Annotated in this window: 24 protein-coding genes and 1 pseudogene; 13 read left to right on the forward strand and 12 right to left on the reverse strand. The window is 67.2% G+C overall.

From position 1 onward, the window contains the following. The first annotated feature begins 1 nt into the window (after position 1). Together HAV18_RS40085 and HAV18_RS33255 are read left to right on the forward strand one after the other, a co-directional pair. On the forward strand, positions 2-298 hold the full coding sequence (locus HAV18_RS40085; protein ID WP_166964706.1) for a 4Fe-4S dicluster domain-containing protein: 297 nt from the start codon (positions 2-4) through the stop codon (positions 296-298). A 105-nt stretch (positions 299-403) separates the two neighbouring features. Then, on the forward strand, positions 404-1,165 hold the full coding sequence (locus HAV18_RS33255; RefSeq protein ID WP_166964441.1) for an O-methyltransferase: 762 nt from the start codon (positions 404-406) through the stop codon (positions 1,163-1,165). A 203-nt stretch (positions 1,166-1,368) separates the two neighbouring features. Here the strand turns inward: HAV18_RS33255 and HAV18_RS33260 are convergent, their stop codons facing one another. The 3 genes from HAV18_RS33260 to HAV18_RS33270 form a co-directional block, all read right to left on the reverse strand. Next, positions 1,369-2,832 (reverse strand): MFS transporter, encoded by a 1,464-nt coding sequence (locus HAV18_RS33260; RefSeq protein ID WP_166964443.1) that lies wholly within the window; start codon positions 2,830-2,832, stop codon positions 1,369-1,371. 382 nt (positions 2,833-3,214) lie between these two features. Next, positions 3,215-3,823 (reverse strand): peptide chain release factor H, encoded by a 609-nt coding sequence (prfH, locus tag HAV18_RS33265; protein ID WP_347814792.1) that lies wholly within the window; start codon positions 3,821-3,823, stop codon positions 3,215-3,217. After that, the gene (locus HAV18_RS33270) at positions 3,823-4,971 is read right to left on the reverse strand and encodes an RNA ligase RtcB family protein (protein ID WP_166964447.1); all 1,149 of its coding nucleotides are present in this window, start codon (positions 4,969-4,971) and stop codon (positions 3,823-3,825) included. The genes prfH and HAV18_RS33270 overlap by 1 nt, the downstream gene beginning before the upstream one ends. 733 nt (positions 4,972-5,704) lie before the next feature. Between HAV18_RS33270 and HAV18_RS33275 the strand changes: the two genes are divergently transcribed. Both HAV18_RS33275 and HAV18_RS33280 read left to right on the forward strand, forming a co-directional pair. Further along, the gene (locus HAV18_RS33275) at positions 5,705-6,574 is read left to right on the forward strand and encodes an RNA ligase family protein (RefSeq protein WP_166964449.1); all 870 of its coding nucleotides are present in this window, start codon (positions 5,705-5,707) and stop codon (positions 6,572-6,574) included. Positions 6,575-6,615: 41 nt separating this feature from the next. Then, positions 6,616-7,749 (forward strand): AAA family ATPase, encoded by a 1,134-nt coding sequence (locus HAV18_RS33280; RefSeq protein WP_166964451.1) that lies wholly within the window; start codon positions 6,616-6,618, stop codon positions 7,747-7,749. 72 nt (positions 7,750-7,821) lie between these two features. On the opposite strand, the gene HAV18_RS33285 is transcribed toward HAV18_RS33280, so the two are convergent. Together HAV18_RS33285 and HAV18_RS33290 are read right to left on the reverse strand one after the other, a co-directional pair. Continuing rightward, positions 7,822-8,505 carry a hypothetical protein gene (locus tag HAV18_RS33285; protein ID WP_166964453.1) on the reverse strand — a complete coding sequence of 228 codons (684 nt, stop codon included), beginning with the start codon at positions 8,503-8,505 and terminating at the stop codon, positions 7,822-7,824. Positions 8,506-8,518: 13 nt separating this feature from the next. Then, the gene (locus HAV18_RS33290; RefSeq protein ID WP_166964455.1) at positions 8,519-9,151 is read right to left on the reverse strand and encodes a 5-formyltetrahydrofolate cyclo-ligase; all 633 of its coding nucleotides are present in this window, start codon (positions 9,149-9,151) and stop codon (positions 8,519-8,521) included. A gap of 236 nt (positions 9,152-9,387) precedes the next feature. Between HAV18_RS33290 and HAV18_RS33295 the strand changes: the two genes are divergently transcribed. The 6 genes from HAV18_RS33295 to HAV18_RS33315 all read left to right on the forward strand — a co-directional run bounded on the left by HAV18_RS33295 (position 9,388) and on the right by HAV18_RS33315 (position 14,484). Beyond that, a complete protein-coding gene (locus HAV18_RS33295; RefSeq protein WP_166964457.1) occupies positions 9,388-10,314 on the forward strand; it encodes a LysR family transcriptional regulator in 927 nt (308 codons plus the stop codon). Between the two features lie 278 nt (positions 10,315-10,592). Then, entirely contained in the window at positions 10,593-11,849 is a 1,257-nt protein-coding gene (locus HAV18_RS33300; RefSeq protein ID WP_166964459.1) for an MFS transporter, read from the forward strand. A 262-nt stretch (positions 11,850-12,111) separates the two neighbouring features. Beyond that, positions 12,112-13,212, forward strand: coding sequence for a nitronate monooxygenase family protein (locus HAV18_RS33305; RefSeq protein WP_166964461.1), 1,101 nt, complete (start codon positions 12,112-12,114; stop codon positions 13,210-13,212). Between the two features lie 195 nt (positions 13,213-13,407). Continuing rightward, a complete protein-coding gene (locus tag HAV18_RS33310) occupies positions 13,408-13,779 on the forward strand; it encodes a GFA family protein (RefSeq protein ID WP_166964463.1) in 372 nt (123 codons plus the stop codon). Next, complete coding sequence (locus HAV18_RS40225; protein WP_279573965.1) at positions 13,776-13,904, forward strand: hypothetical protein; 129 nt, start codon at positions 13,776-13,778, stop codon at positions 13,902-13,904. The genes HAV18_RS33310 and HAV18_RS40225 overlap by 4 nt, the downstream gene beginning before the upstream one ends. 124 nt (positions 13,905-14,028) lie before the next feature. After that, positions 14,029-14,484, forward strand: a complete 456-nt coding sequence (locus HAV18_RS33315; RefSeq protein ID WP_166964465.1) for a MarR family winged helix-turn-helix transcriptional regulator — start codon at positions 14,029-14,031, stop codon at positions 14,482-14,484. Between the two features lie 48 nt (positions 14,485-14,532). Here HAV18_RS33315 and HAV18_RS33320 read toward each other — a convergent pair whose 3' ends face one another. The 3 genes from HAV18_RS33320 to HAV18_RS33330 all read right to left on the reverse strand — a co-directional run bounded on the left by HAV18_RS33320 (position 14,533) and on the right by HAV18_RS33330 (position 17,423). Beyond that, on the reverse strand, positions 14,533-15,249 hold the full coding sequence (locus HAV18_RS33320) for a GNAT family N-acetyltransferase (protein WP_166964467.1): 717 nt from the start codon (positions 15,247-15,249) through the stop codon (positions 14,533-14,535). A 129-nt stretch (positions 15,250-15,378) separates the two neighbouring features. After that, entirely contained in the window at positions 15,379-16,761 is a 1,383-nt protein-coding gene (locus HAV18_RS33325) for an ATP-binding protein (protein ID WP_166964469.1), read from the reverse strand. Beyond that, a complete protein-coding gene (locus tag HAV18_RS33330; RefSeq protein WP_166964471.1) occupies positions 16,758-17,423 on the reverse strand; it encodes a response regulator transcription factor in 666 nt (221 codons plus the stop codon). The genes HAV18_RS33325 and HAV18_RS33330 overlap by 4 nt, the downstream gene beginning before the upstream one ends. Before the next feature lie 212 nt (positions 17,424-17,635). Here HAV18_RS33330 and HAV18_RS33335 point away from each other — a divergent pair, with 212 nt between their 5' ends. Both HAV18_RS33335 and HAV18_RS33340 read left to right on the forward strand, forming a co-directional pair. Beyond that, positions 17,636-18,244, forward strand: a complete 609-nt coding sequence (locus tag HAV18_RS33335) for a VTT domain-containing protein (RefSeq protein ID WP_347814793.1) — start codon at positions 17,636-17,638, stop codon at positions 18,242-18,244. A gap of 43 nt (positions 18,245-18,287) precedes the next feature. Beyond that, a pseudogene (locus HAV18_RS33340) lies at positions 18,288-18,893 on the forward strand (class I SAM-dependent methyltransferase); the annotation flags it as partial. A gap of 382 nt (positions 18,894-19,275) precedes the next feature. On the opposite strand, the gene HAV18_RS33345 reads toward HAV18_RS33340, so the two are convergent. The 4 genes from HAV18_RS33345 to HAV18_RS33360 all read right to left on the reverse strand — a co-directional run bounded on the left by HAV18_RS33345 (position 19,276) and on the right by HAV18_RS33360 (position 20,893). Then, complete coding sequence (locus HAV18_RS33345; RefSeq protein WP_166964475.1) at positions 19,276-19,611, reverse strand: DUF4148 domain-containing protein; 336 nt, start codon at positions 19,609-19,611, stop codon at positions 19,276-19,278. Positions 19,612-19,684: 73 nt separating this feature from the next. Next, entirely contained in the window at positions 19,685-20,011 is a 327-nt protein-coding gene (locus tag HAV18_RS33350) for a DUF4148 domain-containing protein (RefSeq protein WP_166964477.1), read from the reverse strand. Between the two features lie 64 nt (positions 20,012-20,075). Then, on the reverse strand, positions 20,076-20,402 hold the full coding sequence (locus tag HAV18_RS33355; RefSeq protein ID WP_166964479.1) for a DUF4148 domain-containing protein: 327 nt from the start codon (positions 20,400-20,402) through the stop codon (positions 20,076-20,078). Between the two features lie 71 nt (positions 20,403-20,473). Further along, the gene (locus HAV18_RS33360; protein WP_166964481.1) at positions 20,474-20,893 is read right to left on the reverse strand and encodes an organic hydroperoxide resistance protein; all 420 of its coding nucleotides are present in this window, start codon (positions 20,891-20,893) and stop codon (positions 20,474-20,476) included. A gap of 390 nt (positions 20,894-21,283) precedes the next feature. On the opposite strand from HAV18_RS33360, the gene HAV18_RS33365 reads away from it, so the two are divergent. Further along, on the forward strand, positions 21,284-22,603 hold the full coding sequence (locus tag HAV18_RS33365) for an MFS transporter (protein ID WP_166964483.1): 1,320 nt from the start codon (positions 21,284-21,286) through the stop codon (positions 22,601-22,603). Positions 22,604-22,623 lie beyond the last annotated feature (20 nt).

Raw genomic sequence — 22,623 nt, forward strand, 5'->3', positions numbered from 1 at the left:
CGTGCGCGAAAAATCAACGGGCGACTGCAAACAGAAACCGGGCGTGATCGCGCCGGTCGTCGATCTGAAGCGTTGCGAAGGCAAAGGGGATTGCGTCGCGGTGTGCCCCGAGAACGTGTTCGAGATCCGGCGCATCGACCACGCCGATTACGTCGGCCTCGATCTGATGCATCGCCTGAAGCAGCGCGTGCATGGCATGAAAGTCGCCTACACGCCGAACGCGCATGCGTGCCGGTCATGCGGACTGTGTGTGACGGCGTGCCCCGAACGCGCCATCACGCTCGCCCGCACGGCATAACAACCTCCGGATATCGCCGATATCGAGCGACAGCGCAGAACCCCTGACGGGAGAGGCAGTCGCTGGATACATCGTCGACCTGATCCATCCCGTCAAGGAACGCACATGGCGTCACTCACCATCGATCTTTTGCAACGGCTCCACGAAGAGAGCCGATCCGAAATCATCGCCCGCGCCCGCACGCAGTTCCAGGGATCGAACGAGGATTTTCTGTCGTTGACCGACGAATACGAAGCGATCGCACCCCGTCTGCGGGGCCGGTTTCTCGAAACGCTCGGGCTGTCCACCGACGACTTCGATTCCCCGGAAGGCAGCCCGCTGTCGTTGGCCGTGTCGCCGGAAACGGGAGGATTCTTGCGCAACATGGTGCTCTCGCACCGGCCGGCCAGAATCCTCGAACTCGGCAGCTCGTGCGGCGTGTCGACGCTGTATTTCGCCGACGCGCTGCGCACGTTGGGCCGTGGCGTGGTCATAGCGACCGAACGCGATGCGCTCAAGTGCGCCCGTTTGCGCGATCACGTCAGGGCGGCGGGCCTGGACGCCCATGTCGACATCCGGGAAGGCGATGTATTCGAGACCGTTGCCGAACTGGACGGTCGCTTCGACATGGTCTTCATCGACGTGTGGGCCGACGCCTACCTGAAGTTGTTCAAGCGCATCGAGCGCCTGCTGCGCCCGGGATCTATCGTACTGGCCGACAACATGTACACGGCCGAGGACGCCGTTCGACCGTACAAGCACTACCTCGATGACGATCCGCGGTTCTCGACCATGACACTGGATTTCGAATCGGGGATCGAATTCACGGTCGTCGTTTCTCCAGCGGAAATGTCGGCGCAGGAATCTCGGCGCAGCGGCGCGAACTGAAGGGCGCAGCGATCGATCGACGAGCATCCGGCTTCGTACTTCACCCGCTATCGGTTCACGCACACAGCCGTTGCGCGGCCGTAAACGTATGCGGAAGACGCGAACGTCTGCCGCGTCTCGCCAGGCGACCGATGGCCCGGTAATCCGCGAAGCATCAAAAACGATGCGCGAGCGCGTTCCCGCGCCCCCGCATCGACTCACGTTCACACTGGATTGATTTCATCCTGGCTGCGCCGCGTAGTCAGCGGCCCGAGCACGCGCAGCGTGACCGCGACAATACCGAGTGCAACCGAGATCACGCCGAACATCGCGCCCGCGCCGTAACTGCCGAGCACCGGCAGCAACACGAACGGCAGCGCGCCGCTGACGATGCGCGACAGCGCATAGGTACTGCCGATCGCCGTCGAACGCACGCGTGCCGGAAAAATCTCCGCCTGATACACGTGATACGCGTTGCTGAACACGTTCGACGCACAGGTCGTCAGGAACCCGAAGCCGACGATCAGCACGGTTTGCCCCGAGTACGCGAAGCACAGCCCGAACACGGCGATCGACAGGATCGACGCAATCACGAGCGTGCGGCGCTCGATCCAGTTGAGCAGCGGAATCGACAACAGCGAGCCGATCGGATAACCGATGAACGACAGCGCGATGAACAGCGTACTGTCCGTCACGTCGAAGCCGCGGCTCTTCACGACCGTGCCGGCCAGCGTGCCGAAGCCGTAGTAGCCGAAGCCCTGGAACAGGTGAAAGATCGCGAGCATCAGGTAGCGCGCGCCGTACGGTTCGCGCCGCAGCAGTGCGATACGCTCGCCGAGCCCGAGCGGCCGTTGCGGCTCGACCGGTTCCGCGAATTGCTCGGGCACGCGCACGCCGGTGCCTTGCGCGAAGCGCCGCAATGCCGCATGCGCATCGGCGGTGCGGCCCTGCGCGAGCAGCCAGCGCGGGCTCTCCGGCAGCCGGTGCTGGACGAACAGCACGTATACGGCGCCGAGGCTGCCGATCGCGAGGATGATGCGCCAGCCGGCCACGCCGCCCACATGCAGCGGATTCAACCACAGCGCAAGGAAGCCGACGAGCGGCACCGCGACATAGGAAGTCGTATAGGCCCACGCGGCGAGCCGCCCGCGCTTTTCCTTCGGCAGGATCTCGGACAGGAAGCTGTCGGCAACCGGATAGATCGCGCCGACGCCGATGCCGGTCAGGAACCGGCACGCGACGAGCATGTCCGCATTCACGGAAAACGCGCCGACCAGCGAGAACGCGCTGTACCACGTGAGCGTCAGCAGGAAGGCCTTGCGCCGGCCGATGCGGTCGGCGAGGCTGCCGAGGCACATCGCGCCGACGAACATGCCGATGAATGCCGACGCCAGCAGCAGCTTGAAATCGCCGCTCTGCCGGCTCAGCCCGTATTCGTTCTGCAACGCGGAACCGATCGTGCTGACGAGGAAGATCTCGTACATGTCGAAAAACAGCCCGATGCCGATCACCCAGACGACGAACCGGTGCAGTGCGCCAACCGGCAGGTCGTCCATGAAATCGCCGAGCGTGACGCGGCGGGCGGGGAGGGCCGCCGCATCGGCGCCGGCGCCGGCGGCAGCGGCCGGCGGTCGTGCGGACGCGGGTTCGCCCGCGTCGCCGCCGAGATCGAGGGAATGGCTGTTCATCGTGTCTCCTGATTATCGATACGCCGTGGCGCAAGGCCCGGCCGTTCACGACCGGCGCGATGCAGCCGGTCGCACGACGTGGCGGCAGGCACCGCAAGGCCGTTGAAAGGGCCGGACAGGCGGGCTGTACCGATCGTTCGACACATGGTGGGCAAATCCGCGGCACGTGATAATTGCGGATGTTTCAAGCGTCCTTTCCCGCGCAGAAAGGGTGCGGAACACGCGGCAGCCGGCATGCGCGCGGCAGGCCCGTGCGGCCTGCCTGATGCGCGGTAATGCACCGGAACCGATTGCGCGCTCACGCAACCGGCAGGCCGGGAAAACCATGAGGCCCGCGGCCTGGCCGCCGGCGCGAAAGCCGCCGGCAGTCAGGCCTTCGTGCTCAGTCAGCCGGCACGAACGCCGCCCCGTGAAACACGCGCACGGGGTTGCCGCGCTCGAGCGCAAAGTGCTGCATCCGCCGCTGCCGGCGCGCGTCGGACGCATGACGGTCGGCTTCCTGCTGCAGTCGAACCTGCAGCAACTGCAGCGCCAGGCGCTTGTTCGCGTGCTGGCTTCGCTCGGTTTCCACGCGCACCGACAGGCCGGTCGCGACATGGGTCGCACGAATCGCGGAGCTCGTCTTGTTCACGTGCTGGCCGCCCGGCCCGCGTGCGCGCATCGCTTCGAACCGCACGTCGCCATCCGGCAGCGGCTGCGCGTCGGCGCAGCGCGTGACGCCGATGAACCAGTTCTTGCGCGGATGGCGCAACCGGTACGGGCTCGCGCAAATCCATTGCAGCGTGCCCGTCCAGCGGTCCGCCAGCGCCTGCGCGCCGGCGCCGTCGAGATCGAGCAGTGCCGAGCGCAGCGTGCCGGGCCGTTCGCCCGGCTGCGCGTCGAGCACCGTGACGGCGACGCGCTGCACCTCGGCTTCCGCCTGCAGGCGCCGCAACGCATTGGCCGCGGCGAGCTGGCACTCCAGCGGCCCGTGTGCCGAAGAAATCTGCATCAGCATCGGCCTGCCTCCCCGGACGTCTTGTAGGTCAGCACCGGCGCGAGCCGCGCCAGCTTGCGCAGCAGGCCGGCCGCCTCGAGCGCGTCGACGACACTGTCGATCGGCTTGTAGGCCTGCGGCGCCTCCTCGTACAGCAGTTCGCGGTCTTCGCAGACGACGTGGCTGCCGAGCGGCGTACGCGTGAGCTGCGACGGCGTGAAGCGCCGTTCGAGGCGCCCCTTGCAATCGCCGCGCGCCCACTTGCGGCCCGCGCCATGCGCCAGCGACGCCAGGCTGGCCGCATCGTCGGGCCGCACGGGGGCGACGAGATAGCTGTAGTCGCCGCGCGACCCGGGAATGACGACCGGCCCCGCATCGGCCGGCGTCGCGCCCTTGCGATGCAGCCAGCCGCGCTCGCCGTCGACGCTCGCGCGGCTCACGAGGTTGTGGTTCACGTCGAGCACGCACCGGCCGTCGCTGCGCCAGCGCGCCAGCATGCGCCGCGCGATCAGGTCGCGATTCGCGATCGCGTAGCGCAACGCCGCATCGTGACGCGCAAGGTATGCCGCGCACGCGGCATCCGTGTCGTCGAGGCCGTTGTAGCCGTGCTCGCGCATGTGCTGTTCGAGGATCGACTGGCCGAAGCCGCGCGACCCGCTGTGCACGAGCAGCAGCAGGCGGTCGCGGTCGAGACCGAGCGCCTGGACGGCGTCGGCGTCGTACACCGCGTCGATCCGCTGCGCTTCCGCGAAATGATTGCCGCTGCCGATCGTGCCGAGCGACGCCGCGAACGCGTGATCCGCGAACCCGGCGGCCGCGATGAGCGGCTGCCAGCTCGCGTCGGGCGTGGCGTCGATCGAGCCGAGCCGGCTCGCGAGCTTCGACGCGCCGACGCGCCGCACATCGAGCGCGGTTTGCCACAGCGCCATTCCGCAGCCGATATCGCCGCCGATCAGCGCCGGGTATAGCCGGCCCGTCGAAAAGAACGCGGCGCCGACCGGGTAGCCGCGTCCGGGGTGAAGATCGGGCATGCCGGCGACGCGCCGCATGCCGGGGAGGGTGGCAGCGTGTTCGAGCTGCCGGATGGCCTCACCTTCGATCCAGGTGGTGGCGCAAGCGCACAGCGTGATGCGCTCGCCCAGGTATTGCATGGAATTGCCCATGGAGGTTTCCGTTCGATGAAAAGGTAGAACGGCGGGCCATGGCGCAGGCAGCGCTCAAATGCGCTGCCCGACATCGGAAGTCGGGAAGAGGGCGGCACGACCGGATCGGAACGACCCGATTCATCGCCATGACGGCGATACGGTGTGCTGCGTGGCGTGAACGATGAAACGAACGGACGCGAAAAACCCGGACTACGACCCGCGACGGGAGGAGTGTTGGCGTGACGTCATGATGTTCTTCTCCTTGCGAGTGAGGGGTTGATCGGAATGGCGGCGACTCTAGCATGCACGCGACGGGCGCAGCAAGCGGGTCGCGCCGCGCTGCCCATCGAATCGTCGCTCAATGTGGCGAAAAACATACATATAGGCATCCTGACAATTTCCGTGCGAGTGCACGCGCGGCACGCCGCAGCAGGCATTCGGCGCGTGCCGACATCCGCAACAGCGGGCCCCGACGGCGCTTGACAGCGCAAAAGCCGTTTCGTAGCATCCGCCTGCTTCATCCCTGAACCCTCATCGAACCGGTGATCCAAGTGCCCGCAAACATTCGTCCCTTCGCCTGATACGCCGACGACTGCCGTCCCGGCCGCGTGTCGTCCTGCCCGTTTCCGCCTGCCTTGCAGCGGCGAAACGTTGACCGCAGGAACGCGCCCGGACAAGCACTGACACCGCAACGCACACCAGACCGTTCGTTCACGTCGTCGGCTTTTTCTGTTGTTTCCGGAGAAAGACCATGACGCTGGATTTTCGCGCCTACGCGCAATCGCTCGACCTCGCCCGCTACCCGCGCACGCCGCATCTCGAAGGCTCGCGCCTGCAGGACGGCGACGAAGGTCACGACCACGTTCCCTATCGCACCCTCGCGGGCGCACATATCGTCGTCGAGGAAAAACTCGACGGCGCGAACACGGGCATCAGCTTCAGCCCGGCGGGCGAACTGCTGCTGCAGTCGCGCGGCCACTATCTGGCCGGCGGCGGCCGCGAGCGGCAGTTCGGTTTCGTGAAAACGTGGGCCGCCGCCCATGCGGGCTGGCTGCTCGACCGCCTCGGCGATCGCTACGTGATGTACGGCGAGACGATGAGCAAGAAACACGCGGTGTTCTACGACGCGCTGCCGCATCACTTCTTCGAATTCGACGTGTTCGACCGCACGACGGGCCTGTTCATGTCGACGGCCGCGCGTCGCGCGCTGCTTGCCGACGGGCCCGTGCTATCGGTGCCCGTGCTGTACGAAGGCATCGCGCCGGCGCGGCTCGCCGACCTGAAGGCACTGCTCGGCCCGTCGCTCGCGAAGACGCCGGACTGGCGTCGCGCGTTCGAGGCAACAGTGCGGCAGCAGGGGCTCGACCTCGCGCGCGCATGGCAGCAGTGCGACAAGTCGGAGCGCTCCGAGGGGCTCTACGTGAAGGTCGAGACGGACGACACGACGATCGCGCGCCTGAAGTGGGTGCGCCACGATTTCGTGCAGGCGATTCTCGAATCGGCGCGCCATCACTCGGAGCAGCCGTTCATCCCGAACCTGCTCGCGCCGGATGTCGACCTGTATGCACCGCGCCCGACGGTAACGTGGGGATCGATCCCCGCTGCGCATGCGAACCAATGAATGCGGAACGGCCGTGCGCCGTTTCGAGAGGAGTCTTGATCATGAAGTACGAACAACTGCAGGCACTCGTGCCTGCGCCCGGCCGGCAGCCCGACTATCACGCGTGCCTTGCGGCGTTTCCCGCGCTCGAACAGGCGAAGACGACACCGCAGGAGCCGGCGCACCACGGCGAGGGCGACGTGTGGACCCATACGACGATGGTGATCGATGCGCTGCTCGCACTGCCCGAGTACCAGGCCGCGTCGCGCGCCGACCAGGAAATCGTGTTCCTGGCCGCGCTGCTGCACGACATCGCGAAGTACCGCACGACGGTCGTCGATCCCGTCACCGGTGCGATCGGCCATCCCGGCCACTCGCGCAAGGGCGCGATCGATGCGCGTATTGCACTGTGGGATGCCGGCGTGCCGTTCGCGGTGCGCGAGGCGATCTGCCGGATGATCGCCGTGCACCAGGTGCCGTTCTTCGCGATGAGCGGGTCGCGCCGCGGCACGCCGGAGTTCATCGTGCGCGAACTGTCGTGGCAGGTGAGCCTGCCGTTGCTGTGCCTGCTCGCCGAGGCCGACATGCGCGGGCGCATCTGCAACGATACGCAGCGCGTGCTCGACAACATCGAACTGCTGCGCGAACTGGCACGGGAAGAGGGCTGTTACGGGCAGCCGCGCGCGTTCGCCGATGCGCACACCGCGCTCAGCTACTTTCGCGGCGCGGACGTGCATCCCGACTATCCGCTGTTCCGCACGCCGGGCTCGCCGGTCGTCGTGATGTCGGGCCTGCCCGCGTCGGGCAAGAACACGTGGGTTGCGCGGCATCATCCGGATCTGCCCGTCGTGTCGTTCGACGACGCACGCGAGGCATTGGGGCTGCGGCACGGCCGGAACGAGGGCGCCGTCGCGCACCATGCGGTCGACGCGGCGAAGGCGCTGTTGCGGGAGAAACGGCCGTTTGTGTGGAACGCGACGAACCTGTCGCCGCTGATGCGCAAGAAGACGCTCGACCTGCTGTTCGCGTACGGCGCCGACGTGACGCTCGTCTACCTCGAGCAGCCGCGCGCGGAGCTGTTGCGCCGCAACGCGCGGCGCAACACGTCACTGACGAACCGTGCGCTCGAGGCGATGCTGCCGCGCTGGGATCTGCCGCTGCCCACCGAGGCGCACGTGGTGCGGTACGAAGCCTGATGCGACGACGTCACGGCAAACGTCACGGCACGAGCCGGTATGCCGCCTGTCATCGCGGCATACTGGCTCGCTTCATTTCAGCGCGGGATTCTGCTGCGTCGCGCAGGCACGCAACGCGGTAACGAGATCGGGCTTGCCGAGCTTCTCGAACAGATCGGCCATCTCCATCTGCGCGACCGGATCGCCTTCGCGCGCCGCGCGCCAGCGCAGCGACGCGATCATTCCGCTCATGCCTTCGCCGGGCGTTTCGCCGTCGTAACCCGACATCGCCTGCAAGACATCCGCGAGCTTGTTGTAGCCGGCCGGCACATGATGAACGAGCAGCCACGCAATCGCCGGCTGCGCGCCTTCCCAATCCTCGTCGTCCAGCGAACTGCTTGCCAGGCGCGCGGCCGCACGCCACGAACCGAGGGACGCGGCCTTCGCGTACGCCTTGTCGGCGTCGCGGCCGCGCGGTGACGGCGCCGCGTTGAACGCGGCCTGCGCTTCGGCCGACGGCGGTGGCAGTGCGAGCTTCGTGCATTGGAACGCGCCGGCATCGGGCGCATTGCCGGGCAGGTCGGCCCAGCGCACTTGATCCTTCAGTGCGCGATCGAGCGTGGGCCGCACGTCGCTTTCCTTCATCGACGCGAACACCCAGTCGGTCCTGACATGGCGCGCGGCGTCCCAGTCGCTTTCGGCGACGGCGTGTTGCGCGAAGGCCAGGCAGGTAGCCACGCAGCCGATCCGGAACACGTTTCGGACAAGAGATTTCATCGCCGATTCCGCCTCAACTCGCCACGATGATGAAGGTGGTGAGCGCGATCGGAAACAGGGCGAGGCCGAGCAGGCCCAACGCGCCATCGGCGGCCATCGCGATCGGCGACAACGCCAGCTTCGCACCGCGGCCGACAGCCGTCAGCTTGTCCGTCACCGTGACCCCGTACGGACGATTGAACGCCTGCGGGACTGACGAAGGCGTGACATCGTTCGGCAGATAGCGCTTGCCGCTGATCCTGCCTTCCGACTCCAGGTAGGCACCGTCCTTCTTGAAACCGTCCGCGAGCGCACGCGCGCGCACGTCGGAGCCGGTCGGCGCATCCGCGTAGTCCAGCCTCATCGTGTATTGACCGGAAATCGCGTCGCCGTGCGCCTCGAAATCGTTGAACGCCGTGTGAATCTTGGGGCGATAGGGCGCGTTGAGCACCGTCGCAAGGCTCGGCGGCATCTCGAAGATGTAGTGATACCGCTTGCCGAGCACGACGAGTTGTTTGCCGTCTGCGGTAATCAGGAACGTCGACAAGGTTTCGTCGTATTTCGAGTCCTCCATCCACGCCTTGGTGACGGGACCGAAATTGGAGCAGCCGGCGAGCATGCCGGACGCTGCCGCGGCGGGCAGCGCGAGAAATGTTCTTCTTTTCATGTGTGCTGGATGGATGTTGTTCGTTATTCAGCGGAACCGCTTGAATGTCGGACGCTGCGTTCGATGAACGCGGCACCCCGACGGCCGTTCGTGCGGTTTCTTCGCCTGCGCATTGTAGGGGCAAACCGGCAAGTGCAGTATCCGTCGGGCAAAGTACCGGGCCCGTGTGCGGTAGACTGCTCGCTCGCCTGCCTGCCGCCCATCACACGACCGTTCGCACCCAGCCCTCCCAGACCATGGATCGAATCGACGCGATGAAGGTGTTCGTCGCCACGCTGGACGAAGGCAGCCTCGCGGGTGCGGGCCGCAAGCTCGGCCGGTCGCCGGCGGCGGTCAGCCGCGCGATCGCGTTTCTCGAGGAGCACACGGGCACTGCATTGCTGTACCGCACGACCCGGACGATCCGGCTCAGCGAGGCCGGCGAACGCTATGCGGCCGCGTGCCGCCGCATCCTGTCCGATCTCGAGGAAGCCGACATGCTGGTCGCCGACGAACGCTCGGCGCCGCGCGGCATGCTCACCGTCACCGCACCGGTTGCCGCGGGCGAGGACGTGCTGCGCGCGCTGCTCGACGAATTCATCGAACGCCATCCGGCCGTGTCGATCCGCCTGCAGTTGCTCGATCGTCCCGTCAGCCTGATCGACGAAGGCATGGACGTCGCGCTGCGGATTGCGCACCTGACTGATTCGACACTGGTCGCGATTCCGGTCGGCACGGTGCGGCGGGTCGTCGTGGCGTCGCCCGATTACCTGGCCAGGCATCCGGCCATCGAAACGCCGGCCGATCTCGCACGGCACCGGATCATCTCGATGACGCACTTCGGCCTCGATTCGTGGAGCTTCCCGCCGTCCGCGCCGTCGGCGCTGCCGCAGGTCGTCCAGTTCGCGCCGCGCTTCGTCATCAACACGATTCGCGGCGCGGTCGCGTCGGCCGTCGCCGGCCACGGCGTCACGCGGCTCTTTTCCTATCACGTCGCCGAACCGGTGCGCGACGGCACGCTGCGGATCGTGCTGCGAGACAGCGAACATGCGCCGCTGCCCATCCATCTCGTCACGCCTTACGGTCGCCTTTCGGTGCCGAAGGTGCGCGCATTCGTCGATTTCGCGGCGCCGCGCCTGCGTGAGCACTTCGCGCGGCTGGCGGCCATTACCGACGGCGATTGAACCGGGATACGGAAGAATGGCTTTCGTGTGACGGGGATTCTCCCGACAATCGGCTCAATCTAGACTTCCTTCAACCAACGGACGCGTATGGCGCCCGTTCAGCGAATGGAGGTCAACATGCATCAAGCGCTTCCCGCCCCGCGTCGCGCCCGTGCGTTCGGACGAACGCACCGCGCTGTTTCCGGCGCCGGCGTCGCCCGTTTCGCATTCGTGCCGTCGCCCGCGCACTTCGCCACGCAGGGGTTCCCCGCACCGATGACCGCGACGGCGAGGGCGCAATGAGCACGATCTCGCACGCACCCGTTTCGGCACGGGCCGAACCGCCCGCCGCCAGCTACGCCGAACGCAACACGCGCTACTGGCGGCGCAATCTCGCCGTCTGCGTGTTCGGGTCGTTCACGACGCTCGTCAGCCTGAGCATGCTGCTGCCGTTCCTGCCGCTGTATGTGCGACAACTCGGCGTCGATACACAGTCGGCCGTGATCCAGTGGTCGGGCGTCGCGTTCGGCGCGACGTTTCTCGGCACGGCCGTCACCGCGCCGCTGTGGGGCCGGCTCGCGGACCGCTTCGGCCGCAAGCCGATGCTCGTGCGCGCGGCGATCGGCATGGCGATCGTGATGTCGCTGATCGGCGTCGCGCACAACGTGGTCGAACTCGTCGCGCTGCGGCTGCTCGCGGGGCTCGTCGGCGGCTACGCGTCGGCATCGACCGTGATGGTCGGCACGCAGGCGCCGCGCGAGCGCGCCGGCTGGGCGCTCGGCATCCTGTCGACCGGCGCGCTCGCAGGCAACCTGGTCGGGCCGCTCGTCGGCGGGCTGCTGCCGGGCTGGGTCGGCATTCGCGGCACGTTCTTCGCCGGTGGCGCGATGATCGCTGTCGCCGCGCTGCTGACGATCTTCGTCGTGAAGGAGGACTTCCACGCGGGCACCGACGCGAAACCGCGCACCGCGAGCGCGACGACCGGTACGCCGCACCGCACGAATCGCGCGGCGGTCGCCGCACTGCTGGTGACGGCGATGATGGTGCTGCTCGCGAACATGTCGATCGAGCCGATCATCACCGTCTATATCGGCGGGCTCGGTGTGGGCGGCGACCATCTCGCGCGCGTCGCCGGCGTCGTGATGGCGTGTTCGGCGCTCGGCAGCATGCTGACCGCCGCGCGGCTCGGCGCGCTGGCCGACCGGATCGGCAGCTGGAACGTGATCATCGGCTGCCTGTTGCTGACCGCGCTCGCGATGGTGCCGCAGGCGTTCGTCACGCACTGGTGGCAGCTTGCCGCGCTGCGCGTGCTGATGGGCATGACGCTCGCGGGGTTGCTGCCGGCGATCGGCAAGCTCGTGCGGCAATCGGTCGACGAGCGCGCGACCGGGCAGATGCTCGGCTACCTGCAGTCCGCGCAGTTCAGCGGGCAGGTGATCGGCCCGGTGATCGGCGGGCAGATCGGCGTCGCGCTCGGGCTGCATTCGGTGTTCTTCGTGACGGGGGCGCTGCTGGCGGCCTGCGCGGGGCTCGCGCGTTGGGCGCGCGGCCGATAGCCGCCGGCCGGCGAGTCGCGGGCGGGCGTAGGATGGGGGCAGTTGCGGGCGAGTGCCGCGCCGCGAAATGGCGATGACGGACACCGTCGCCGCCGTGGCAAACACGATACCGTACGGCTGCATATCGTTTTCCACAGACCTTTTACGCGACCGGCTGCACGTACGGCACGACCCACGCGCACCGGTCCGATCCCGGCCCACGTGCTTCGGCCCGCATCCGGCCGAAGCAATTCGATGACGGATCTTGCAGGAGGCAAGCGACATGAATCAATCGACCGACAACCGGACGCTGTTGCGCACGCTCGGCATGCGCGCACCGATCGTCCAGGCGCCGATGGCCGGTGTCAGCACACCGGCGCTGGCGGCCGCCGTGTCGAATGCGGGCGGGCTCGGCTCGCTCGGCGTGGGCGCGACGAACGCCGACGGCGCCCGCAAGATGATCCACGACACACGCGCGCTCACCGACCGGCCGTTCAACATCAACGTGTTCTGCCATCAGCCGGCGCGCGCCGACGCGGCCGTCGAACGCGCGTGGCTCGACTGGCTCGCGCCAGCGTTCCGCGAATTCGGCGCGACGCCCCCGGCATCGCTGTCGGAGATCTATACGAGTTTCATCGCGGACGACGCGATGCAGGCGCTGCTCGTCGAAGAAAAGCCGGCCGTCGTCAGCTTCCATTTCGGACTGCCGTCGGCGGACGTGATCGCCGCGCTGAAGCGCGCGGGCATCACGCTGTTCGCGACCGCGACGAATGTCGACGAGGCACGCCAGATCGCCGCCGCCGGCATCGACGCGATCGTCGCGCAGGGCATCGAAGCGGGCGGCCACCGCGGCGTGTTCGATTCGACCGCCCATGACGACCGCCTCGGCACGTTCGCGCTCACGCGCCTGATCGTGCGCGAATGCGCGCTGCCGGTGATCGCCGCCGGCGGCATCATGGACGGCGAGGGCATCGCCGCCGCGCTCGCGCTCGGCGCGCAGGCCGCGCAGCTCGGCACGGCGTTCGTCGCGTGCCCCGAGACGTCGATCGACGACGGTTATCGCCGCGCGCTGCTGGGCGACGCGGCCCGAAGCACGACGTTCACGGCCGCGATCTCCGGCCGGACCGCACGCGGCATCGCGAACCGGCTGACCGCGCTCGGCGACGACCCGCAGGCGCCGGCCGCGCCCGCGTACCCGATCGCCTACGACGCCGGCAAGGCGCTGCATGCGGCCGCGAAGGCGAAGGGTGAATTCGGCTACGGCGCGCAGTGGGCCGGGCAGGCGGCGCCGCTCGTGCGGCAGTTGCCGGCTGCCGAGCTGTTCGCCACGCTCGAACGCGAAACGCGGGCGGCGATCGAGCGGATGCAGCACGTGCTGGATTGATCCCGCGATCCGCGGGCGGCGGGCCGCACGCACATGCCGGCGATCGGTGAACGCAACCCGATCCGGGCCGCCACGCTTCGCCGCCCGCCGCCGATTTGCAATGTTCTGTATCTGCGCGAACCGCGGATACATCGCGATACATCGCAGGTTCGGGCGTCCGCTATAAAGCAGGCATGACCTCTTCCGGAGTGCCTCATGTCTGCAACCTGGTTCAAAGGGTCCTGCCATTGCGGGGCCGTCAGATTCGAAGTCCGAACCGCCGTGACGCCGGCGGCTCGCTGCAACTGCAGCCTGTGCCGCCGGCGCGGCGCGCTGATGAGCCCGATGTTCGCCGCGGGCGAACTGAAGATCGTCGAAGGCGAGGGCGCGCTGACGTGCTACCACTTCAACACACACACGGCGCGCCACTATTTCTGCCGCCATTGCGGCGTCTATCCGTTCCATCAGACGCGCAAGGACCCGGCCTGCTGGCGCGTCAATCTCGGCTGCCTCGAAGGAATCGACCCGTATGCGCTCGACGCGACGGTCGCCGACGGCGCGAGCCTCTCGGTCGTGGAGGACGCATGAAACGCTGGCTGATGATCCTGCTGTTTGCCGCAGGCGGGGTCGCGACCGAAATCACGCATCCGGTGCAATGCACGCTGCTGTCGGCGAGCCGCGTGCAGACCGGCAAGCGCCGCAGGCCGGATTGACGGCGCGCCGGCCGCGTCGCGTCCCGCGTCGGTTCATCGAGGCCGATTTATCTTGCTTCCGATAAGATCGCACGCGATATATAATCCGTCCATCTGCGGCCGTTCGCGTCGCTGGAGGACGTTCATGAAACCGACCGAAGCACCATCCGTCGCCGCGCCGAAGCTGTCCGAGTTCCTGTGCTTTGCGATCTACTCGGCGAACCTCGCGTTCGGCAAGGCGTACAAGCCGATCCTCGAAGAGCTGGGCCTCACGTACACGCAATACATCACGATCATTGCGCTATGGGAACAGGACAACCAGACGGTCGGCCAGCTCGGCGAGAAGCTGTTCCTCGAATCCAATACGCTGACGCCGATCCTGAAGAAGCTCGAGGCGATGGGCTACCTGGAGCGGCACCGCGATCCGTCGGATGAACGCCAGGTGCTCGTCAGCCTGACGAAGAGCGGCCGCCGCGTGCGCGAGAAAGGGCTCGACATGAACCTGGTCGAAGCCACCGGGTTGAAGCCGGACGAATTCGCGAAGATGCAGAAGGCGATCGTCACGTTGCGCGGCAACCTGATCCGGTCGACCGACGAATAACCCCCCCGGGAACCGGCGGCCGATACGTGCATCGTGCCGGCCGCGTCGTCATGCGTGCCCGTCGCCCAGCACCAGCAGGTGCATCTCGCGGCGCACGACAAAACCCAGTGCGAGATAGCGCTCGATCGCAACCTGGTTGGACGTGAGGACGTGCAGGAAAGGCGTTTGCGCGCGCGCATCGATTGCCGCAATCAACGACCGGATCAGACGTGCCGCCAGCCCTTGCCGCCGAAACGCGGCATCCACGCAGACGGCGCTGATCTCGGTATACCCGTCGACCTGCATCCGCTCGCCGGCCATCGCGGCCAGCCTGCCTTCGCTGCGGATGCCGATGTAGCGGCCGAGCTCGAATGTGCGCGGCCCGAACGGGCCGGGCTGCGCAGCCGTGGTCAGCGCGAGCATCTCCGGCACGTCGGCTTCGGCGAGCGTGACGTGACCCGCTTCAGGTGTCGGGGCGGGCGTCCCTTGCCAGACCATTTGCAACAGGGTCGCGCGCCGGATCACCGACAGGCCCGCCGGCAATTCGAGCTCGTCCGGCATGACCAGCGCCGCCGGCCCGTGTGCGGCGACCAGTGCACGCAACGCGTCGAACGATGCGTCGCTTGCGTCCTCGATTGCGGCAAACGGCGCGATGGCCGCCGGAAACCGCCATGCACGGCCGTTGCCGAGCGCAAAGCGGCGCTGCCTGCCCGTCAGCGCGTTCCACACCACACGGTCGAGCGGGTGCGCACTGCCTGTCGCGGTTCCGGTCGTTGCATCGGACATCGGCTGCTCCTCGATTGAAGGTTTCGGTTGCACAGCATAGACCGGGACCGGACGGGCAGGGCGCGACGCAGCATCGATCGCGTCACCGGCACGGTGCGGCAGGCGCGGCACGTGTTGCCGAACCCCGTACTAGCGTTGCCAGCGCGCCGGATCCACCCAGATCGGAAACGACAGGATCACCGCCAGCCCGTTCCCCCCGATACCGGCTGTTACCTCGACCGACCCGCCGTGCGACTCGGCGATTCGCGCGACGAGCGACAGGCCGATGCCGCTACCCGGCTGCACCGTCCCCGGTACCCGGTAGAAGCGTTCGAGGATTCGCTCGCGCTCGCCGGCCGGCACACCGGGCCCGTCGTCCGCGATACGCAGCCTGACCCGCGCCCCGTCCGCGTCGGCACGGATGTCGCACGTGATCTCGACCCGTCCGCCGTCGTGGCCGTAACGCAGCGCGTTGTCGATCAGGTTGCGCACCGCAATGGCGATTTCGTCCAGATCGCCCCAGACGCGCACCGGTTCGACCGCGATCCGCACCGTCTGTCGGCGCGCATGCGCGGCCGTGTCGAAGTCGCTCGCGATCAGCGCAACGAGCCGCGACAGCTCCACCGGCCCATGCTGTTCGGTGCGCGACCCCGCATCCAGCCGCGCCAGTTCGAGCAATTGCCCGGATAGCCGCGCACTGCGCTCGACGCCGGTTGCGAGCCGGCGCAGCGCCTCGTTCTTGTCCGCCAGGCTGTCCGCCTGCAACGCCACTTCCGCCTGGGCCGACAACGCCGCCAGCGGCGTGCGCAACTCGTGCGCCGCATCGCCGATGAAACGGCGCTCGGTGTCGACGGCCTGACTCAGCCGCGCGAGCAGCCGGTTGAACGATTCGACGAGCGGGCGGAGTTCGCGCGGCAGCGTCACGAGCGGCAACGGCGAGAAATCGAACGCGGCCTTGCGCTGGATCGCCTGCTGGACGTCTCGCACCGGCCCGAACGACCAGCGGATCACCCACCAGATCACGACACCCAGCATCCCGAGCATCACCGCCGTATTGAACAGCCCGAGTTGCAGCGCGTTGTTCGCCTTCTCCTGCCAGGTCGTGGCCGGCCCGCCCGTCTGAACGTGAATCCGGCCCGCCGGATCCGACAGCGAGTAGACCCGCCAGGTCTCGTCGTGCGCGGCGCCACGACCGGTGCACACCCCGTATCCGTCCCGCAGGTCGGCCTTGAGCGCCGGCCCCGGCGCATCCGCGCTGTGCATGACGTTGCGTCCGTCGACCCAGATCTGGAACGCGACGTCGTATTTGCCATACGCGGCTTTCGGCATCACCGCCTGGGCGTTCGCGGCAGGCAGGCGATCGATGGCATCCGGCAACGACAGCAGCAGTTGCGCGGCGCTCTCGAGCATGCCGTCGCGCCAGCCACGCTGTTCACGCCACAGGCCGATGCCGAGAAACGCCCCCCAACTCGCCCAGAACACGACGACCGCCGCCATCACGGTCGCGAGCAGGCGCACGCGTAGCGACTTCATGCCGGGCTCTCGCCGACGCGATAGCCGAAGCCATGCACCGTCACGATCAGTTCGTCGCCGAGCTTGCGCCGAAGTTGATGGATGTACACCGCGATCGTGTTGCTTTCGATCGCGCCGTCGTTGCCGTACACGCGCTCTTCGAGCTGCGTGCGCGTGACGACGCGGCCTTGCCGCTCCATGAGCGCGAGCAGGGTGCGGTACTCGTGGATGCTGAGCGCAACGGGTTCACCGGCCCGCGTGACTGCCTTGCGTGACGGATCGACGTGCACGTCGCGGTAGACCAGACGCTCCGACACGCGGCCCTGGCTGCGGCGCGTCAGCGCGCGAAGCCGCGCATAGAGCTCGTCGAGCTGGAACGGCTTCACGAGATAGTCGTCGGCGCCGGCATCGAGGCCACGGATCCGGTCGCTGAGCTGGTCGCGCGCAGTCACGATCAATACCGGCGTCGGGTCGTAGTTCGCGCGCATCGCGGCGAGCAGCGTGAAGCCGGACGCGCCCGGCAGTTGCAGGTCGAGCAGCACCGCGTCGTAGTCGTGGCCGACGAGCGCGAGCCGCGCGGCCGGCACGTCGGCCGACCAGTCCGCGTGCCAGCCGTTCTGCCGGAGGCCGGCGCACACGGCGTCGGCCAGCATCACATCGTCTTCTACCAACAGGATATGCATCGGTTTCGCTCCTCGAATGGCGAGGTCGCCAGCCTGACGGACCGCGATTAAAAACTTCTTAAAGCCTGGGGGCCACGATGCGTGCCGATCGCCGCATTGCCGGTGCAATGCATCTGGCGTTTTCCCGAGAGGCTCGCGATGACCGTGTCACGTCCTTCAATTCCGTTGCTGCAATGCAATGCGGCACGAGGTTCCACCCTCGCGCCGTCCCGGTGCGCGCCATTCTGGCATGGAAGGTCGCGCAGGTTGCGCGCGTCGTGCATGGCGCGCGCCCGCCGCGCGGGAGCGGCGCGATGAACCAGTTCGCCACGCTCGTCCCGTTCGGCCTCGCGCTCAGCCTGGCCAGCGCCAACAGCATCGCGTGCCTCGTCGGCCTGTCGCTGATCGAACGGCTGATTCCCGTGCTGCCGTCCCACGTGCTTCTCACGATGATCGGCGTCGCCTGCGCGCAAGGCGCATGGACGCTGCCGGAAGCGATCGTCGTCACGGCGCTCGGCAGCTTCGCCGGCTGCCTGTTGCATTACGCGCTCGGCAACCTGTGGCCGGAAGACAGCGTGCTGACCCTGCTGCGCCGCATCGCGCCGCTCGGCAGGCTGCAGCCCGCAAGAATGGACGCGCTGATCGAGGGAATCCGCGCGCGGCCCGCGCGGCTCGCACTCTGGTCGCAACTCGTGCCGTTCGTGCGACTCGTCGCACCGGCGCTCGCCGGATTGCTGGAAACGAGTTTCGCGCGATTCGCGTCCGGCGCCGCGGCCGGCATCGCGCTATGGAACACGCTGTTCATCACGGCGGGTTACCTGGCCGCGCACGCGGCCGCCTAGTCCGACCTGTCGTTGACCGATCGATCCCGCCTGGAGCCTGTCGATGCGAATCCCCGAATGGATGCTGTTCCTGCGTACCTGGTTGCGCCATCCGCGCCGGGTCGGTGCGCTCGCGCCGTCCGGCCCGGCGCTCGCCGCGCTGATCACCGCCGATATTCCGCGCGACGGTGCCGCCGTGATCGAACTCGGTGCGGGCACCGGCGTGTTCACGCGCGCACTGCTCGCACGCGGCGTCGCGAGCGACCGGCTGGTGCTGGTGGAAGCCGATCCCGCTTTCGCGAGCGCACTGCGGCAGCAGTTTCCCGCGCTGCGAATCATGCAGATGGATGCGGCGCAACTCGGCATGACGGGCGACTTCTTCGGCGGGGCGCGCGCAGATGCCGTCGTCAGCGGGTTGCCGCTCGTCGCGATGCCGGTCGAACAGGCCGTCGCGATCGTTCACTGCGCGTTCGCGCGCCACCTCGCTGCGGAGGGCGCGTTCTACCAGTTCACCTATGTGCCGCGCTGCCCGATTCCAGCGCGCTACCTGGAGGCGATGCGCCTTCGCGCCGTCCGGGTTGGTGTCGCGTGGATGAACTTTCCGCCGGCCATCGTGTATCGCTTCGAACGCCGGATCGATGCGGTTCGTCGTCAGTGGCCCGGTGTACGGTTGCAGCGCGATGCGGTTGTGGAAGCAACTATTTTGCGCGGCCTGGATGCCACCCGGTATTCCGATACACCATCGCTCAACTTGAGCGGCGCCGGGACATCGACGCACGGACGCCCATCAACGTGAACGCGCTCCGGAGTGGGGTGAGGGGCTGCCCTGCCTGTTGTCTCTTCCTGCATGTTTGCTGATCGTGAGAACTGGCGGCTGCATCGGCGCTACGCACGACCGATTCTCGGGCCGACGCAAGGAACGGATGTGCGTCTGCCTGCAACGCTGCGTTCCGTCGAAGTCCGACGAGGCGCGCGTCGTGCTCGCGCGCCCCCGTTCCTCACACGTCGTACCGAACTGCCCGGATGCGCGCGGCGATTCCGACACGCCATGCTCAATGGCCGAAGTAGATCGACCGCTCCGCGGTGCGAACCGCGCCGCGGCTTCCCGACTGTGTCGCACTGACGGCGTCACCGCCGTAACCGGACGCCTGCGACTCGACCGCAACCGCAACCGCATCGTTGTCGTGGACCCGGCGCAGCGCAGCCTGGAGATTGTCCGGATAGTTCGGGTCGTTGGGGCGGTTCGGCAGGTAGCCGGCCTTCTGCAGCGCGGCCAGTTCGGCACGCACCTGCGTACGCGTCACGGTGCTTTCGCCAGCGTACGTCGGCGCGGCAACGGTGGCCGACACCGCAACAAGAAGGGCGGCGATCAGTTGGGTCTTCATCATTCACCTCGACAAGAAATAAGGATTCAGCGGTTGCGCACCGTGCGCCGGCAACCGGCGCCGTTCGCGGTTTCGTTCAATGACCGAAGTAGATCGAGCGTTCGGCGATGCGTGTCGCGGGCCGGCTGCCCGATTGCGTCGCGGCGACGGCATCGCTGCCGTAACCGGATGTCGCCGCGTCGGCCACCGCGGTGTCGTTCGCGTGAATGCGCGTCAGCGCGGCCTGCAGATCGTCCGGATAGTGCGGATCGTTCGCGCGGCCCGGCCGATAGCCTGCCTGTTCGAGCTGGACGAGCTCGGCACGCACCTGCGCACGGGACACGACGGCTTCATCGGCGAATGCCGGTACGGCAGCGGAGGCGGAAACGGCCACGAGAAGGGCTGCGATCAATTGGGTTTTCATCATTTACCTCGACAGAACAGGATGAGAAGGGATTCAGGGTTCGCGTATCGACGACGCACCGCGCTCAATGACCGAAATACACCGAGCGGTCGGCCACGTTGAGCGCATGCCGGCGGCCCGATTGCGTTGCCGCATCTCCATTGCCGCCGTAGCCGGACGCCTGGTCGTTGCTCGCGACCGCATCGGCCGCGTGGGTCTGCGTGAGGGCGGCCTGGAGATCGTCCGGACAGGTTGCGTCGGTCGCGCGATTCAGCGGGTAGCCGGCCTGTTGCAGCTGCGCGAGCTCGGCACGCACCTGCGCACGCGTCACGGTGGCTTCGCTGGAGAACGCCGGTGCGGCAACGGAGGCCGAAACAGCGACGAGAAGGGCGGCGATCAGTCGGGTATTCATCATTCACCTCGAAAAGAAACCATGGAAAACGGGCATTCGGTCAGGCGGCGCCAGGCCGCCTGACGCAACGTTCAAGCGATACGGATGTCGACGTCGATGTTGCCGCGCGTCGCCTTCGAATACGGGCAGGTCTGGTGTGCGGCATCGACGATGCGCTGCGCGACGTCGCGCTCGAGCCCCGGCACGCTCACGTTCAGGCGGGCCTGCAGGAAGTACGCGTTGCCGGCGGTGCCGAGATCCACTTCGGCGTCGACCGCGAGATCGGCCGGCAACGTCACCTTCGCGGCGCGCGCCGCAAGCTGCATCGCGCCGATGAAGCAGGCCGACCAGCCGGCCGCGAACAGTTGCTCCGGGTTGGTGCCGGTGCCGGCGCTGCCCGGCGACGACAACTGGATGTCCAGACGGCCGTCAGAACTGCGCGCCGCGCCGTCGCGGCCGCCCGAAGTCGTATGCGTCTTGCCCGTGTACAGCACGTTTTCGATCTTGCTCATCATTTGCTCCGTCAGTTGGCTGGTTTGTCTCAGATGCGATTCGATCGCATGCGACGCAGTTTGGTCTTGGCGACCACCCACGTCAAGCGTATTCGATTAAATCGCATGCGATATTTTGTATTTCAATGTATCCGGAACGCGGAGCGCCTTCCGGGACAAGACTTTCCGCCGATCGATCCCTGATAATCGGGGAACAGTGAACGATGCCGGAACGGAAGCGGGAAGGGGGAGCCACCGGCCTGACTTTCCATAAAGCGAACAGGTTCCTTGTCATTATTTCGCTTTCTACAATGTGACGTCTCTTCTAACCTTGCCGCACCCGATCGCAAGCGGCCCACGCACGGCCCGCACTTGCACGGACCACAAGCACAATCGAAACGGAGACATTACGTGTCGCGCGTCAGCCCTCTTGCAACGGCCACGGATTCCCGGCCGACCGGAACCCTCGCGAACCTCCGATCCATCTTCAGCGGATCGGTAGGCAACCTCATCGAGTATTACGACTGGTACGTGTATTCCGCGTTTTCGCTGTACTTCGCGAAGGCGTTCTTTCCCAACGGCAACCTGACCGTACAGTTGCTGAACACGGCGGCCATCTTTGCCGTCGGCTTCGTCATGCGCCCGATCGGCGGCTGGCTCGTCGGCCTGTACGCGGATCGCCACGGACGCAAGGCCGCGCTGCTCGTCTCGGTGCTGGCGATGTGCGTCGGCTCGCTGATCATCGGCCTGACCCCCGGCTATGACACCATCGGCATTGCCGCGCCCGTGCTCCTGGTCTTCGCGCGACTGCTGCAAGGGCTGAGCCTCGGCGGCGAATACGCGAGCTCGGCGACGTACCTGAGCGAGATGGCCGACAAATCCCGTCGCGGCTTTTATTCGAGCTTCCTGTTCGCGACCCTGTCGCTCGGCCAGTTGCTCGCGATGGGCGTGCTGGTCGTGCTGCAGCAGTTCTTCCTGACCACCGCGCAACTCGAAAGCTGGGGATGGCGCATCCCGTTCCTGCTCGGATCGCTGCTGGCCTGCAGCGCGATCTTCCTGCGCAGCAACATGAAGGAAACGGCATCGTTCGAGCAGCACCGCCGCAGCAAGCGCCGCCACGCGTCGATCGCCGACCTGCTTCACCACAAACGCGAGTGCCTGATCGTGGCCGGGCTGACGCTCGGCGGCACGGTCGCGTTTTATGCGTATACGACGTACATGCAGAAATTCCTCGTCAACAGCGCGGGGATGAGCAAGGCCGACGCATCGATGGTCTCCGTGATCAGCCTGCTGGCGTTCGTCGTGATGCAGCCGATCTTCGGCAGCCTGTCCGATCGCGTCGGGCGTCGCCCGCTGCTGATCGCGTTCGGTGTACTCGGCACGCTCTGCACCGTGCCGATTTTCCAGGCGCTCCGCGGGGTTCAGACCACCGGCGCCGCGCTGGCGCTGATCGTCGTCGCGCTGCTGATCGTCAGCCTGTATTCATCGGTCAGCGCGGTGGCCAAGGCCGAACTGTTTCCGGTCGGCGTGCGCGCACTGGGCGTCGGCTTGCCGTACGCGATCACGGTGTCGCTGTTCGGCGGAACGGCCGAATACGTCGCGCTGTGGATGAAGAGCATCGGACACGAAGCGTGGTTCTTCTACTACGTGTCGGCATGCGTGCTCGTGTCGCTGCTGTGCTACCTGTGGATGCCCGATCCCAAGCAGGTCTCGCGCATCGACGAAGCGTGACGACGGCACGCATCTTCAGG

This window comes from Burkholderia sp. D-99, from assembly GCF_011605345.1.
Taxonomy (GTDB): Bacteria; Pseudomonadota; Gammaproteobacteria; order Burkholderiales; family Burkholderiaceae; genus Burkholderia.

Bases quoted from the DNA above. Each gene is read 5' to 3' on its own strand.
- HAV18_RS33315 (WP_166964465.1), top strand. From the start codon at position 14,029: ATGAAACCGACCGAAGCACCATCCGTCGCCGCGCCGAAGCTGTCCGAG.
- HAV18_RS33345 (WP_166964475.1), bottom strand. From the start codon at position 19,611: ATGATGAAGACCCAACTGATCGCCGCCCTTCTTGTTGCGGTGTCGGCC.
- HAV18_RS40225 (WP_279573965.1), top strand. From the start codon at position 13,776: ATGAAACGCTGGCTGATGATCCTGCTGTTTGCCGCAGGCGGGGTCGCG.
- HAV18_RS33300 (WP_166964459.1), top strand. From the start codon at position 10,593: ATGAGCACGATCTCGCACGCACCCGTTTCGGCACGGGCCGAACCGCCC.
- HAV18_RS33310 (WP_166964463.1), top strand. From the start codon at position 13,408: ATGTCTGCAACCTGGTTCAAAGGGTCCTGCCATTGCGGGGCCGTCAGA.
- HAV18_RS33320 (WP_166964467.1), bottom strand. From the start codon at position 15,249: ATGTCCGATGCAACGACCGGAACCGCGACAGGCAGTGCGCACCCGCTC.
- HAV18_RS33290 (WP_166964455.1), bottom strand. From the start codon at position 9,151: ATGAAAAGAAGAACATTTCTCGCGCTGCCCGCCGCGGCAGCGTCCGGC.
- HAV18_RS33305 (WP_166964461.1), top strand. From the start codon at position 12,112: ATGAATCAATCGACCGACAACCGGACGCTGTTGCGCACGCTCGGCATG.
- HAV18_RS33330 (WP_166964471.1), bottom strand. From the start codon at position 17,423: ATGCATATCCTGTTGGTAGAAGACGATGTGATGCTGGCCGACGCCGTG.
- HAV18_RS33275 (WP_166964449.1), top strand. From the start codon at position 5,705: ATGACGCTGGATTTTCGCGCCTACGCGCAATCGCTCGACCTCGCCCGC.
- HAV18_RS33285 (WP_166964453.1), bottom strand. From the start codon at position 8,505: ATGAAATCTCTTGTCCGAAACGTGTTCCGGATCGGCTGCGTGGCTACC.
- HAV18_RS33325 (WP_166964469.1), bottom strand. From the start codon at position 16,761: ATGAAGTCGCTACGCGTGCGCCTGCTCGCGACCGTGATGGCGGCGGTC.
- HAV18_RS33360 (WP_166964481.1), bottom strand. From the start codon at position 20,893: ATGAGCAAGATCGAAAACGTGCTGTACACGGGCAAGACGCATACGACT.
- HAV18_RS33355 (WP_166964479.1), bottom strand. From the start codon at position 20,402: ATGAATACCCGACTGATCGCCGCCCTTCTCGTCGCTGTTTCGGCCTCC.
- HAV18_RS33280 (WP_166964451.1), top strand. From the start codon at position 6,616: ATGAAGTACGAACAACTGCAGGCACTCGTGCCTGCGCCCGGCCGGCAG.
- HAV18_RS33270 (WP_166964447.1), bottom strand. From the start codon at position 4,971: ATGGGCAATTCCATGCAATACCTGGGCGAGCGCATCACGCTGTGCGCT.
- prfH (WP_347814792.1), bottom strand. From the start codon at position 3,823: ATGCAGATTTCTTCGGCACACGGGCCGCTGGAGTGCCAGCTCGCCGCG.
- HAV18_RS33350 (WP_166964477.1), bottom strand. From the start codon at position 20,011: ATGAAAACCCAATTGATCGCAGCCCTTCTCGTGGCCGTTTCCGCCTCC.
- HAV18_RS33295 (WP_166964457.1), top strand. From the start codon at position 9,388: ATGGATCGAATCGACGCGATGAAGGTGTTCGTCGCCACGCTGGACGAA.
- HAV18_RS33260 (WP_166964443.1), bottom strand. From the start codon at position 2,832: ATGAACAGCCATTCCCTCGATCTCGGCGGCGACGCGGGCGAACCCGCG.
- HAV18_RS33255 (WP_166964441.1), top strand. From the start codon at position 404: ATGGCGTCACTCACCATCGATCTTTTGCAACGGCTCCACGAAGAGAGC.